Source organism: Marinobacter xestospongiae (genome assembly GCF_023156385.1).
Lineage (GTDB): Bacteria > Pseudomonadota > Gammaproteobacteria > Pseudomonadales > Oleiphilaceae > Marinobacter > Marinobacter xestospongiae.
This window is the reverse complement of record NZ_JAKZAK010000021.1, coordinates 20754-33187: the sequence shown is the minus strand read 5'-3', so window position 1 is coordinate 33187 and position 12434 is coordinate 20754. Positions and strand designations below refer to the sequence as shown.

13 protein-coding genes are annotated in these 12434 nt (G+C 63.8%); 8 read left to right on the top strand and 5 right to left on the bottom strand.

What is annotated here, in order from left to right; all coding sequences use genetic code 11:
• Positions 1–13: 13 nt before the first annotated feature.
• The 4 genes from trkA to def all read right to left on the bottom strand — a co-directional run bounded on the left by trkA (position 14) and on the right by def (position 4308).
• Positions 14–1387, bottom strand: coding sequence for a Trk system potassium transporter TrkA (gene trkA, locus MLD24_RS15240; RefSeq protein ID WP_227173004.1), 1374 nt, complete (start codon positions 1385–1387; stop codon positions 14–16).
• A 38-nt stretch (positions 1388–1425) separates the two neighbouring features.
• Positions 1426–2757: a 16S rRNA (cytosine(967)-C(5))-methyltransferase RsmB gene (gene rsmB, locus MLD24_RS15235; protein ID WP_248167675.1), complete on the bottom strand. Its 1332-nt coding sequence runs from the start codon at positions 2755–2757 to the stop codon at positions 1426–1428.
• A complete protein-coding gene (gene fmt / locus MLD24_RS15230) occupies positions 2758–3711 on the bottom strand; it encodes a methionyl-tRNA formyltransferase (protein ID WP_248167672.1) in 954 nt (317 codons plus the stop codon).
• A 93-nt stretch (positions 3712–3804) separates the two neighbouring features.
• Positions 3805–4308, bottom strand: coding sequence for a peptide deformylase (def, locus tag MLD24_RS15225; RefSeq protein ID WP_227173001.1), 504 nt, complete (start codon positions 4306–4308; stop codon positions 3805–3807).
• A 481-nt stretch (positions 4309–4789) separates the two neighbouring features.
• On the opposite strand from def, the gene MLD24_RS15220 reads away from it, so the two are divergent.
• The 8 genes from MLD24_RS15220 to MLD24_RS15185 all read left to right on the top strand — a co-directional run bounded on the left by MLD24_RS15220 (position 4790) and on the right by MLD24_RS15185 (position 11812).
• The gene (locus MLD24_RS15220) at positions 4790–5809 is read left to right on the top strand and encodes a LysM peptidoglycan-binding domain-containing protein (protein WP_227173000.1); all 1020 of its coding nucleotides are present in this window, start codon (positions 4790–4792) and stop codon (positions 5807–5809) included.
• 150 nt (positions 5810–5959) lie between these two features.
• A complete protein-coding gene (dprA, locus tag MLD24_RS15215) occupies positions 5960–7153 on the top strand; it encodes a DNA-processing protein DprA (protein WP_282450676.1) in 1194 nt (397 codons plus the stop codon).
• 73 nt (positions 7154–7226) lie between these two features.
• Positions 7227–7802, top strand: coding sequence for an L-threonylcarbamoyladenylate synthase type 1 TsaC (gene tsaC / locus MLD24_RS15210; RefSeq protein ID WP_248167669.1), 576 nt, complete (start codon positions 7227–7229; stop codon positions 7800–7802).
• A gap of 22 nt (positions 7803–7824) precedes the next feature.
• Positions 7825–8751, top strand: coding sequence for an oxygen-dependent coproporphyrinogen oxidase (hemF, locus tag MLD24_RS15205; RefSeq protein ID WP_248167667.1), 927 nt, complete (start codon positions 7825–7827; stop codon positions 8749–8751).
• 22 nt (positions 8752–8773) lie between these two features.
• On the top strand, positions 8774–9598 hold the full coding sequence (aroE, locus tag MLD24_RS15200; RefSeq protein WP_248167664.1) for a shikimate dehydrogenase: 825 nt from the start codon (positions 8774–8776) through the stop codon (positions 9596–9598).
• Between the two features lie 130 nt (positions 9599–9728).
• Complete coding sequence (locus MLD24_RS15195; RefSeq protein ID WP_227172995.1) at positions 9729–10502, top strand: motility protein A; 774 nt, start codon at positions 9729–9731, stop codon at positions 10500–10502.
• Positions 10499–11338, top strand: coding sequence for a flagellar motor protein MotB (locus MLD24_RS15190; protein ID WP_425562312.1), 840 nt, complete (start codon positions 10499–10501; stop codon positions 11336–11338). The genes MLD24_RS15195 and MLD24_RS15190 overlap by 4 nt, the downstream gene beginning before the upstream one ends.
• Positions 11339–11491: 153 nt before the next feature.
• Positions 11492–11812 (top strand): PA4642 family protein, encoded by a 321-nt coding sequence (locus MLD24_RS15185; protein WP_248167660.1) that lies wholly within the window; start codon positions 11492–11494, stop codon positions 11810–11812.
• Positions 11813–11857: 45 nt separating this feature from the next.
• On the opposite strand, the gene MLD24_RS15180 is transcribed toward MLD24_RS15185, so the two are convergent.
• Complete coding sequence (locus MLD24_RS15180; protein ID WP_248167657.1) at positions 11858–12307, bottom strand: Hsp20/alpha crystallin family protein; 450 nt, start codon at positions 12305–12307, stop codon at positions 11858–11860.
• Positions 12308–12434 lie beyond the last annotated feature (127 nt).

Below are 12434 nucleotides of genomic sequence, written 5' to 3'. Positions count from 1 at the left end.
TATCCCAACGGCGTCAGAAAAAGGTCAGCCCCACCTGGAATAGCCGTTCGACGTCACGGATACGGGACTTGTCCACCAGGAACAGGATGACGTGGTCATCGGGCTGTACCCGCAGGTGGTCGTGGGCGATCAGCACCTCGTTGTGGCGGACGATGGCGCCGATGGTGGTGCCTTCCGGCAGGGCAATTTCATCCAGCCGCTTGCCCACCACCTTGGAGGACCGGTGATCGCCATGGGCGATGGCCTCAATGGCCTCAGCAGCGCCTCTGCGCAGTGAGTAAACGTTCACTACGTCGCCACGACGGACGTGGGTGAGCAGGCTGCCGATGGTGGTCTGTTGGGGGGAGATCGCAACGTCGATGTCGCCGCCCTGGATCAGGTCGACGTAATCCGGGTTGTTGATCAGCGTCAGGACCTTGCGGGCGCCCAGTCGTTTGGCCAACAGCGACGCCATGATGTTGGCCTCGTCGTCGTTGGTGACGGCGCAGAACACATCGGTGTTCTCGATGTTTTCTTCCAGCAGGATGTCCTTGTTGGCGGCATTGCCTTCCAGCACCACAGTCTTTCGCAGACTTTCCGACAGCATCACGCAGCGCTCCCGGTCCCGCTCCAGCAGTTTGACCTGGTAACGGTTCTCCAGGGTGTGGGCCAGGCGCTGGCCGATGTTGCCACCGCCGCAGATGAAGATCCGCTTGTAGGGCTTCTCCAGTGGTTGCAGCTCGCTCATGACCGAGCGGATGTGGTCGGTGCCGGCGATGAAGAAGACCTCGTCACCGTCCTCGATCACGGTATCGCCCTGGGGAATGATCGGCCGGTCCTTGCGGAAGATGGCCGCCACCCGGGTATCGATGCGGGGCATGTGGGTGCGCAGGTAGGACAGCTCATGACCGACCAGCGGCCCGCCCTTGGTGGCCCGGATCGCCACCAGCCGTACCAGACCCTTGGAGAATTCCAGTACCTGCAGCGCGCCGGGGTATTCAATCAGTCGGGTGATGTGACGGGTGACCAGATGCTCCGGGCTGATCAGCACGTCCACCGGGAAACCCTGGTCCGCAAACAGCTCCTTGCGGGCCAGGTAGGCGTTGGCCCGCACCCGGCTGATCTTGGTGGGGGTTTTGAACAGAACCCCGGACACCTGACAGGCCACCATGTTGACCTCGTCACTGTTGGTCACCGCAATCAGCATGTCGGCGTCGTCGGCGCCGGCCTGGCGCAGGATGGTGGGGTAGGATCCCCTGCCCTGCACGGTGCGGATGTCGAGACGGTCCTGCAGTTCCCGCAGACGGGCGCCGTCTGAATCGATCACGGTGATGTCGTTGGCTTCGTTGGCAAGGTTCTCGGCCAGGGTGCCGCCGACCTGGCCGGCACCCAGGATGATGATTTTCATGGTTCAGTTCCCTGTACCGGCCAGTGCCGGATTACGGTTCACCTGTCGTCGGCGGGCGCGTCCGGCCCGCCCGGTTTGTCCAGCACAGCGTAATAGAAACCGTCGTGACTGAGGGGGTCGGGCAGCAGCTGGCGGCCGGCGGGCATCGGGCGGCCCCAGGGCACGTCCAGGTCCACCAGCCGGGCATCGTCCTGCTGTTTGAGGAACCGCTCGATTATACGGTGGTTTTCCTGGGGGAACACCGAGCAGGTGGCGTACACCAGCCGTCCACCTGGTGCCAGGATCCGCCACATGGCGGCCAGCAGTTCGAGCTGGATCTTTGCCAGCGGGGCAATGTCGGCTTCCCGCCGCAACAGCTTGATGTCAGGGTGGCGACGGATCACGCCGCTGGCGCTACAGGGCACGTCCAGCAGGATGCGGTCAAACGGCTGGCCGTCCCACCACTGCTCGGTGTCGCCGGCATCGGCGGCCACCAGGCGGGCGTCCAGATCGAGCCGCTCGAGATTCTCCTCGACCCGCGCCAGACGCTCGCTGGCCTGGTCGATGGCGACCACCTCCGCCAGGTCCGGCTGCTGTTCCAGCAGGGCGCAGGTCTTGCCGCCGGGAGCGGCGCAGGCGTCCAGCACCCGTTGACCGGGGGCCAGCGCCAGCAGGTCAGTGCTGAGTTGGGCGGCCTCGTCCTGCACGCTGACGGAACCGTCGGCAAATCCGGGCAGCCGGTCCACCGGCACCGGTCGGGCCAGCTGCAGACCGTGGCGGGCAAAGCGGGTGGCGGAAGCCTCTATGCCCTCTGCCTGCAGCCGCGCGAGATAGTTTTCACGGTTACCACGACGGGCATTGACCCGCAGGGTCATCGGTGCCTGGCTGTTGTTGCCATCAAGGATGGCGGTCCAGTCGTCGGGCCAGTTGTGCTGCAGCTTGGCCACCAGCCAGTCAGGGTGGCTGTAGTGCCGGGCCGGGTTGTCCCGGATGTCGGCGGGGGAATCGTCGCGCAGGGCCTTGCGCAGGAGGCCGTTGACCAGGCCGGTAAGATGGGGTTTGGCAAGGGCGCGGCAGGCCTCGACGGTTTCATTGAGGACAGCGTAGTCGGCCTGCTGGCTGAAGCGGAGCTGGAACAGCGCCACCACCAACAGGTGATGGACCACCCGGTCCTGTTTGCGCAGGGGCTTGCGCAGCCGTTCGGCGAGCTCGCCGTCGAGCCGGTGGAACCAGCGGCAACCGCCGTAACACAACGCCTGCAGTGAGGATCGCTCGCCATCTTCCACCTGGTCCAGGGCCGGTGGTAGCGCCTGGGACAGGGATTGACCCTGTTCCACCGCCAGCAGGACTCTGGCGGCGACCGCCCGCAGCGGCAGCAATGAGTGGGCCATCTAGTTGAGCTCCTGGCCAGGCAGCAGCAGGGCCTTGCCGCCATTGATCAGGTCGTTGACGCTCTGGGCCCGGGCGCCGGGCAGCTGCACCTGGGTCAGCCGCAGCACACCTTGGCCGCACTGGACGTCGATACCGTCCCGCTCCCGCCGCAGGATGGTGCCGGGACGAGCATCCCCGCCTCCATCGAGGACGCCAGCGGCGTGGATGCGAATACGCTGAGGGGCCTGGCCGCTGTCATCGTTAAGATCGGTAAAGCAGCCCGGCCAGGGATTGAAGGCGCGGATCAGCCGATTGAGTTCCAGCGCCGGGCGTGTCCAGTCCAGGTGACCGTCTTCCTTGCTGAGCTTGTGGGCGTAGTTGGCAAGGCTGTCATCCTGGGGAACGGCCTGCAGCGAGCCGGTGTCGAGGTGTGCCAGGGCTTCCACAATGGCCTCGCCGCCCAGGTCCGCCAGGCGGTCGTGCAGACTGCCGCCGGTGTCGTCGGCCTGGATCGCGGTTTCCCGGGTCAACAGCATGGCCCCGGTGTCGAGGCCGGCGTCCATCTGCATGATGGTGATGCCGGTGCGGTCGTCGCCGGCGGCAATCGCCCGCTGGATCGGCGCCGCGCCGCGCCAGCGTGGCAGCAGTGAGGCATGGATGTTGAGACAGCCATAACGGGGGGTATCCAGCACCGCCTGTGGCAGGATCAGGCCGTAGGCGGCCACCACCATGACATCCGCCGCCAGCTCTGCCAGCTGGTCGCGATCGGCACTGTCTTTGAAGTTGAGTGGCTGGAACACCGGCACACCGGCATCCAGCGCCACCTGTTTGACCGGGCTGGGGGTCAGTTTGCGGCCCCGCCCCGCGGGACGGTCCGGTTGTGAGTAGACGCCCACCACCTCGTGGTTGGTGGCCAGGATGGCCTTGAGGGCGGTGGCGGCAAAGTCGGGGGTGCCTGCAAAGACAACTCGCACGGTTGGTGGTCTCTGTGTCGGTGGATACGAAAAGACCGGGTTGGCACCCGGTCTTGTTGGCTGTCGATGTTCTGGCGCGATCCCGTGGCGGGATCAGGCACGGATCTTGTGCTGTTTCTCCAGCTTCTTGCGGATACGGTTGCGCTTGAGGGCGCTCAGGTAATCCACGAACAGCTTGCCGTTCAAGTGGTCCATCTCGTGCTGGATACACACCGCCAGCAGGCCAGTGGCTTCCAGTTCGTAAGGCTCGCCGTTGCGATCCAGAGCCTTGATGCGGACATGCTCGATGCGCTCGACGTCTTCATAGAATCCGGGCACCGACAGGCAGCCTTCCTGCATTTTCTCGTAGTCGCCGTCGAGGACGTCCACCTGCGGGTTGATGAACACCCGTGGCTCGCTGTGATCCTCGGACAGATCCATCACGATGATCTGCTGGTGAACGTTGACCTGGGTGGCCGCAAGGCCGATGCCGGGGGCATCGTACATGGTCTCGAACATGTCGTCGATCAGCTTGCGGGTGTCGTCCGTGACCTCGGTCACCGGCTTGGCAACGGTGCGCAACCGGGGGTCAGGGTATTCCAGGATGTCTAGGATCATAGCGTGTCGGTTCTTTACTGTTGGATCGTGTGTCGGTACGGACCGGCGAAAAGGCCATTATAACGGTGATTCGCCCCTGCCCGACAGGGCGGGAGATCGGTTATCATGCCAGAAATGCGACGGTGTAGAGGGTCAATTCGCCGCCCGTCCACTACTATTCGGGCTAATTGTATTCGGGCTGACTGTAGTCCCGGCTGCGGGGGGATCAGGGTGCGCCCTGTCCGCCGCAGGCCCGAAGTGCGTCAGCCCCAAAGTGACTCGTGTCAGGATGAGTGCTTACCGGCTCAGACAGCGCTATTATCCCTTAGTTTCACGACTGAGTACAAACTAACCAGTTGATAGGTAGAATCTACTGGAAGAACAAAAGATAACATCACAATTTGCGTCACTTCTTCTATAGTAGAGGGAGACGCGAGGAGCGGCGGTTGGACGACCCGCGATCAAAACCACCGATGAAGGCACGCGATCAAGGACATACACAATGAGGAATCTGCTGTACGCGCTGGCGGCTGGCATGCTGCTGGTTACCACCTGGGCACAGGCGGCCGGGCCCGATCTCCGGGATGATCACCCCGATCGGTACACCGTCGTCAAGGGCGATACCCTGTGGGACATCTCTGCCCGCTTTCTCGACAACCCCTGGTACTGGCCAGAGATCTGGCACGTCAATCCCCAGGTAAGCAATCCTCACCTGATTTACCCGGGTGACGAGCTGGCCCTGGTGTACATCGACGGCCAGCCGCGGGTAACCAAGGTCAACCGCAATGGCGTGATCAAGCTGTCGCCGCAGATTCGCTCCGAGCCTATTGATACCCCGATTCCGGCAATCCCGTTGGATGCCATCAGTGGCTTCCTGTCCGACACCCGCATTGTCGACGTGACCGAACTCAATGGCTCGCCCTACGTGCTTGAGGGTGAGGATGGCCGCATTGTGGCAGGGGCCGGCGACAAGCTTTACGCCCGTGGTGAGAAACCGGCCGACAACGTTGGTATCTTCCGCCGCAGCAAGGAGTTCGTTGATCCCCAGACCGGTGAGTTCCTGGGTCTGGAAGCGCGGGCGATTGCCCGAGGTGAGATCACCAAGGAAACCGGTGACGTGCTGACCATGCGGGTGACCAGCTCCAGTGAGGAAGTCCGCATTGGCGATCGCCTGCTGGCCGGTGAGGACCGCAGCATCACCACCACCTTCACCCCCAGCTCGCCAGAGAACGAGATCGAAGGTGAAATGCTGTCGGTGGAAGACGGCGTGACCCAGATTGGTCAGTTCGACGTGGTGGCCCTGAACCGCGGCCTGCGTGAAGGCCTGGTGCCGGGCAACGTGCTGGCGGTGTTCAAGAAGGGCAACCTGGTGCGTGATCCGGTCACCAAGGAAACCATCGCCCTGCCGGATGAGCGTGCTGGCCTGCTGATGGTGTTCCAGTCCTACGAGAAGATGAGCTACGGCCTGATCCTGACAGCAACCCGACCGCTGTCCCTGGGCGACAAGGTGCGCAACCCCTGACCGGTTGCGCAGTGGCCTGATCAACCAACAATTGGTAATCAACAAACAACGGGTAATCAACAAACAAGAGGGAGGCCCGGTGCCTCCCTCTTGCGTTATGGCATACTGCGGGTTTTCGCCAGGACGGCGCTACGCAACAAGGATGCTGCCATGCCCCCAACCTCACCAGCGATGCCCGTCGCATCGTCTGCTTTGACCAGCCAATCCGATACCCTGCCGTGGTTGTGTCTGGCCCGACTGCCGGGACTGGGCCGCAAGCGTCGGCTGACGCTGCTGCAACAGTTTGACGACCCCCTGGAGCTGCTGGCCACCACCGAAGCGGTGTGGCAGGCCGCCGCGCTGCCGCAGAAAACCCGTGAGGCGCTGCGGGCCTGGCAGGCGCAGGATACTGCTCACCCACTGTTGATTGCGCTGAAGCAGATACAGGCCAGCTGTCAGGCCTTGGGCATTGAGATGGTGACCTGGGGCGATCACGATTACCCGGAACCCCTGCGTCATATTCACGACGCGCCGCTGGTGCTTTATCTGCAGGGTGATCGCCGCCTGCTGGTCAGGCCGCAGATTGGCTTGGTGGGCAGCCGCAACGCTACCCCGACCGGGCTGCAATTGGCCCATGAGTTTGCCGCCGACCTGAGCGAGCGGGGCTACCTGGTCACCAGCGGGCTGGCGCTGGGCATCGACGGTGCCGCCCACCGTGGCGCGCTGGACGCCGGCTATCCCACCCTGGCGGTGGTCGGTACCGGCGTGGATGTCGACTACCCCCGCCAGCACCGGTCCCTCAGTGAACAGATCCGCCGGCAGGGGCTGCTGGTGTCTGACCTGCCGCCGGGCACGCCGGCCCGCGCCGCCCACTTTCCCCAGCGCAACCGTCTGATCAGTGGCCTCAGCCGCGGCGTACTGGTGGTGGAGGCGAGCCTGCGCAGTGGTTCGCTGATCACCGCCCGGCTGGCGCTGGAGCAGGGACGCGAGGTGTTCGCCGTGCCCGGGTCGGTACGCAACCCCCAGGCACAGGGCTGCCATCGCCTGATCCGTCAGGGTGCCGCGCTGGTGGAAACGGTGGCCGATATTGAGGAGGAGCTGGGGGGCTGGCAGGTGGCGTCCTCCCCCGTCCCCTCACCCTCTCCCGCCAGTGTCGAATCTGACGCTGGCGGCAGCGCTGCCGAGGAGGATCTGCCAGCGCGGGAAATCGCGGTGCTGCAGGCTTTAGGGTATGATCCGCAGTCAACCGATACCCTCTGCGAGGCCACCGGTCTGGCCGCCGACCAGTTGCTGCAGTCGCTGTTGATGCTGGAAATGCAGGGGCTGGTGGCGTCGGTGCCTGGTGGTTACCAGCGCCTGCGCTGACAGTGCCAAGCGGGTATCACCGGAGCGATTCAGAGGCTCCCCAGAAACTGTTCGTGACATCAGGTAGGTGGTCATGTCCCAGCAATCCCCCTCGCTCAACTCATGGCAACGTCACTGTGTCCGCCGCACCGTCGCCCGCGGTGGCGTCATTGCTTACCCCACCGAAGCGGTCTGGGGGCTGGGTTGTGATCCCTGGAACCGGGAGGCGGTGGAACGCATCCTGGCGTTGAAGCAGCGCCCCTGGCACAAGGGCCTGATCCTGGTCGCCGGGTCCCTGGACCAGGTGGCGTTCCTGCTGCAGCCACTGGCGCCGGAGATTCGTCAGCGGGCGCTGCAGCATTGGCCCGGCCCGGTCACCTGTGTGGTGCCGGATCCGCTGGAGCAGATACCGGCGTGGGTGCGGGGTCGACATCACAGCATTGCCATCCGGGTCAGCGCCCACCCATTGGTACAGGCCCTGTGCCAGAGCACCGGCATGCCGTTGGTGTCGACGTCCTGCAACCCGGCAGGGCGTCAACCGGCGCGCCATGCCTGGCAGGTGCGCCGCTATTTTGCCGACCGACTCGACTGGCTGGTGCCCGGCGCCCTTGGCGAGTCCCGCCAACCCAGCCAGATCATTGATATCACCACCGGCCGGCGACTGCGCTAGGCCGATCCGTCAGGAGTTTTCCATGTCCCTAACCGCTCAGCCCGATACCACCGCCGTTCGCGATTACCTGCTCGACCTGCAGGATCGCATCTGTCAGCGCCTGGCCCAGGTGGATGGCAAAGCCGGCTTTGATACCGATGCCTGGACCCGTGAGGAAGGCGGAGGCGGCCGCAGTCGGGTCATTGCCGACGGGGCGGTGTTTGAAAAGGGGGGCGTGAATTTTTCCCACGTCATGGGTGAGACCATGCCACCGTCGGCGACCGCCCATCGGCCGCACCTGGCCGGGGCACCCTGGCAGGCCATGGGGGTGTCGTTGGTGATCCACCCGCACAACCCCTACGTGCCCACGTCCCACGCCAACGTCCGCTTCTTCATCGCCACCCCCAAGGATGGAGACCCGGTGTACTGGTTCGGTGGCGGTTATGACCTCACCCCCTACTACGGTTACGACGACGACTGCGTGCACTGGCACCAGGTGGCCCGTGCCGCCTGCCAGCCGTTTGGTGAGGCGTTGTACCCCAAGTTCAAACACTGGTGTGACGACTACTTCTTCCTCAAGCACCGGGACGAGCCCCGGGGCATCGGTGGCCTGTTCTTCGACGACCACAACACCGGCGATTTTGATCAGGACTTTGCCTTCATGCGGTCGGTGGGGGACAGCTACATCGAGGCCTATGAGCCCATCGTGAACCGTCGCAAGGACACCCCGTTCGGGGAACGCCAGCGTGACTTCCAGCTCTATCGCCGTGGTCGCTACGTCGAGTTCAACCTGGTGTATGACCGGGGCACGCTGTTTGGTCTGCAGTCCGGTGGGCGTACCGAGTCCATCCTGATGTCGCTGCCCCCACTGGTACGCTGGGACTACGATCGCCGCTTTGAGCCCGGCAGTGAGGAGGCACGTCTGACCGAACACTACCTGACCTCGCGGGACTGGCTGGCGGACGCCTGACCGCCCACTGACAGGAGCAACCATGAGCAACGATCTTTACGCCGTGGTGGGAAACCCCATCAGTCACAGCAAGTCACCGCGGATTCACAGTCTGTTTGCCAGGCAGACCGGTGAAACCATGGAATACACCGCCATCCAGGCGCCGCTGGACGATTTTGCCGGCACCGTAGCGGAGTTCTTCCGCGCCGGTGGCTGTGGTCTCAATGTCACCGTGCCGTTCAAGGAACAGGCCTGGGCGCTGGCGGACCGGCGTGCAGTGCGGGCGGAGAAAGCCGGGGCTGCCAACACCCTGTATCGGGATCAAGCCGGCGATCTGGTGGCGGACAACACCGATGGCCAGGGGCTAGTCACCGACCTGACGGTGAATCACGGCATCACCCTTGCTGGCCGCAAGCTGCTGGTGCTGGGTGCCGGTGGTGCGGTTCGCGGCGTGCTGGGCCCGCTATTGGCCGCCGGGCCGGCCTCGCTGATCCTGGCCAACCGCACGATATCCCGTGCCCAGGCCCTGGTGGAGCTGTTTGCCGACGAAGCTGGCGAGACCGGGTTGAGTGCCTGTGGTTTCGAAACCCCGGATCAGCCGTTTGACCTGATCATTAATGGCACCAGCGCCAGCCTGCAGGGCGATCTGCCCCCGTTGTCCCAGGCTGTGATCGACCGCCACACCCAGGTCTACGACATGATGTACGCTGCCACCACGACGCCGTTTAACCAGTGGGCCCTGGATCAGGGCGCGGCGCAGGCGGTGGATGGCCTGGGCATGCTGGTGGAGCAGGCCGCCGAATCGTTCCGGATCTGGCGGGGGGTATGCCCGCAAACCGCGCCGGTGATGGCGGCGTTGCGGAGCTGATCCGCCATTGACCGCCGCTCCATTGTCAGGCGCCTTAACACTGGCGCCCGGGTTCGGCTATGCTTGCCAGATAACATTCTGTTTTTCTGCGGAATTGGCTTGCTGTTGAGGTAAGGGCAAAAGGCATCCCATGGACATACTGACCCTCGTTGGCCTGCTGGCCGGCATCCTGATCGTGATCCTGGCAATGCTGGCGAACGCCACTCTGCTGACGTTCCTCAACCTGCCGGGACTGGCGATCGTGCTGGGTGGCACCATCGCGGTGACCCTGGTGAAATTCCGCCTGGCGTCGGTAGCCAGCGCTTTCCGGTTGGCCATATCTGCCACCTTTACCGACCGGGTGGCACGGCCATCGGAGCTGATCCTGGAGGTCAGTGAGCTGGCGCGGGTGGTGCGCAAGGATGGCATTCTTGGCCTTGAGAGCCACGAAACCGACACCCCGTTCCTGCAGAAGGCCATCAACCTGTGTGTCGATGGCCATGCCCCGGAGCTGGTGGAAGAAGCCCTGGCCCAGGAAATCCAGCAGTGCGCCGAACGCTACGAAGTCTCCGAGCGGGTGTTCCGCGGTATCGGTGAATCGGCGCCGGCGATCGGCATGCTGGGGACGCTGGTGGGGCTGGTGCAGATGCTCAATACCCTGGATGATCCGTCATCCATCGGCCCGGCCATGGCAATCGCCCTGCTGACCACCCTCTACGGTGCCTTCCTGGCCCAACTGATCGCCCTGCCCCTGGCGGACAAGCTGCAGCTCAAGGCCGAGGACGAGCAGCGTAACCAGTTGCTGATTGCCACCAGCATGCGCAGCATCATGCGCGGCGAGAACCCGCGGGTCATGACCGAGCTGTTGTCGTCCTTCGTGGCTCCGGAAAAACGCCAGGGCCTGATTCCCGAACGGGAGGCCTGAGTCCGGTGCTGAAGAAGCCTGCAACCAGGAAGAAGGCGGGGGGCGGTTCCCCGGCCTGGATGACCACCTTTGCCGATCTGGCCACCCTGTTGCTGACCTTCTTCATCCTGCTGCTGTCGTTTGCTGAAATGGATGCCGAGAAATACCGCATGATGGCCCAGTCGATGGCGGTGGCGTTTGGCAGCAACAACGTGCTCGACGACGGCGTTGGCGGTTCCCCCCTGACCCTGATCGAAACCGATACAGTGTCCCTGCCAGAGCCCTCCGACACCGCCATCCAGCAGCCGGAGCTGATCGATGATCGCGATCAGGGTGAGGCGCCCACCACGGTACCGGCCGGGGTGGTGGACCTGGCCGGTCGTCTGATCCAGCAGTTGGAGCCCCAGGTGTTGGCGGAAGACCTCAACGTCAGTTACGACAGTCAGCAAGTGGTGATCCGCTTTGCCGAGGAAGCCACCTTCCGGTCGGCGGAAGCCGAGATCAAGCCCAGCATGATCCCCATCATCGACAAGGTGGTGCGGGTGCTGTCGGGTTGCACCGGCGAAGTACTGGTGGCGGGTTATACCGATGACCGCCCGATCAACAGCAGCCGGTTCCGCTCCAACTGGGATCTGTCCGCCGCCCGGGCGGTGTCGGTGGTGCATGAGCTGGTGCTGAGCCAGGAGGTGGAAGCCGAGCGGGTCACCGCGGCGGGGCGCGCCGAGACCAATCCCCTGGCCCCCAACGACTCCCCGGAAAACCGCGCCAAGAACCGCCGGGTGGAAATCTCCATCCGTAACCCCACCTGCTCGGACAGCGTGGCCACTGACGATCTGCCGGTGGAGATTCTGCCCTGACGGCAACGCTACTTATGACTCCCGGTCAGGTGCTCAGACGCAATTCATATAACCCCACCCGCAGCTGGCCGGTATACTGTCGCCCCTGGTATTTTCATACTGCACAATGAGATGCAGCCGCCAATCGAACACGACAGCTGATAGAGAGTATCCATGAGTGGACCCGAGCAACCCAAGGTCATTGGTGAGGAACTGAGCGACGAGCGCATTCGCGGGTTTCTCGACCTGAGCCCCTACGACAGCCAGGACAACGCCGACTTTTTTGTACTGATCCGGGCCTACCAGGCCCTGCGGGAAGGGGATTTCGAGCGCCTGGTGGCGTTCTTTGTCGATGCTGGCCGGGACCTGAACGCCCGTAACCGCGAAGGTCAGACCATTCTCGACCATATTGCCGAACACCGACGCAGTGCCGCCTATGTAGCCTCACTGAAGCAGGCTGGAGCGAAGACATCGGCACAGCTGGCCGACGTCTGATCGAATCGATGGGGAGCCCGCAGGGGCTCCCCGGTCCGTGGTGGATCAGTGCACGTCCACCTCGATGGCCCTGGGCTCGGGCGGTTCCACCTTGTTTAGGGTCAGCGTCAGCACACCGTCCTTGAAGCTGGCGCCAATGTTGCCCTGATCGACGTTGTCCGGCAGCGTGAACCGTCGGGTGAAGCTGCCAAACACCCGTTCCACCCGGTGGTGCTTCTTGTCACCGGTCTCCTCTTCCTTGCGGCGTTCGCCCTGGATCGTCAGTACCCCATCGTGGACCGTAACCTTGACGTCCTCCCGGCTCATGCCGGGCAGCTCGGCCTCAATGGTGAAGGCGGACTCGGTTTCCTTGATGTCCACCGCCGGTGCCCAGTCACTGCGGCTGAACATACCTTCGCGTTCGCCGTTGGTGCGGGGCAGGTTGAAGTAGCGATGGTAGCGGTCGAACAGGTCTTCGAACTCGCCCATCGGGTTCCAGCGGGTAATGTTGCTCATAATGAAACTCCTCCTACGAATCTGAAATCGGTGTGTCAGACATCAGCTTCGTTCCCGGAACAGCCCCATCACAGTGGCGCCTACTGGACGGACTCCGTGAACCGTGTCTAAGGGGGTTATAGGAGCG

Excerpts from the sequence above, each read along its gene's own strand:
- hemF (WP_248167667.1), top strand. The coding sequence starts at position 7,825 with ATGTCCCTAACCGCTCAGCCCGATACCACCGCCGTTCGCGATTACCTG.
- trkA (WP_227173004.1), bottom strand. The coding sequence starts at position 1,387 with ATGAAAATCATCATCCTGGGTGCCGGCCAGGTCGGCGGCACCCTGGCC.
- MLD24_RS15195 (WP_227172995.1), top strand. The coding sequence starts at position 9,729 with ATGGACATACTGACCCTCGTTGGCCTGCTGGCCGGCATCCTGATCGTG.
- MLD24_RS15220 (WP_227173000.1), top strand. The coding sequence starts at position 4,790 with ATGAGGAATCTGCTGTACGCGCTGGCGGCTGGCATGCTGCTGGTTACC.
- aroE (WP_248167664.1), top strand. The coding sequence starts at position 8,774 with ATGAGCAACGATCTTTACGCCGTGGTGGGAAACCCCATCAGTCACAGC.
- dprA (WP_282450676.1), top strand. The coding sequence starts at position 5,960 with ATGCCCCCAACCTCACCAGCGATGCCCGTCGCATCGTCTGCTTTGACC.
- rsmB (WP_248167675.1), bottom strand. The coding sequence starts at position 2,757 with ATGGCCCACTCATTGCTGCCGCTGCGGGCGGTCGCCGCCAGAGTCCTG.
- tsaC (WP_248167669.1), top strand. The coding sequence starts at position 7,227 with ATGTCCCAGCAATCCCCCTCGCTCAACTCATGGCAACGTCACTGTGTC.
- def (WP_227173001.1), bottom strand. The coding sequence starts at position 4,308 with ATGATCCTAGACATCCTGGAATACCCTGACCCCCGGTTGCGCACCGTT.
- MLD24_RS15185 (WP_248167660.1), top strand. The coding sequence starts at position 11,492 with ATGAGTGGACCCGAGCAACCCAAGGTCATTGGTGAGGAACTGAGCGAC.
- MLD24_RS15180 (WP_248167657.1), bottom strand. The coding sequence starts at position 12,307 with ATGAGCAACATTACCCGCTGGAACCCGATGGGCGAGTTCGAAGACCTG.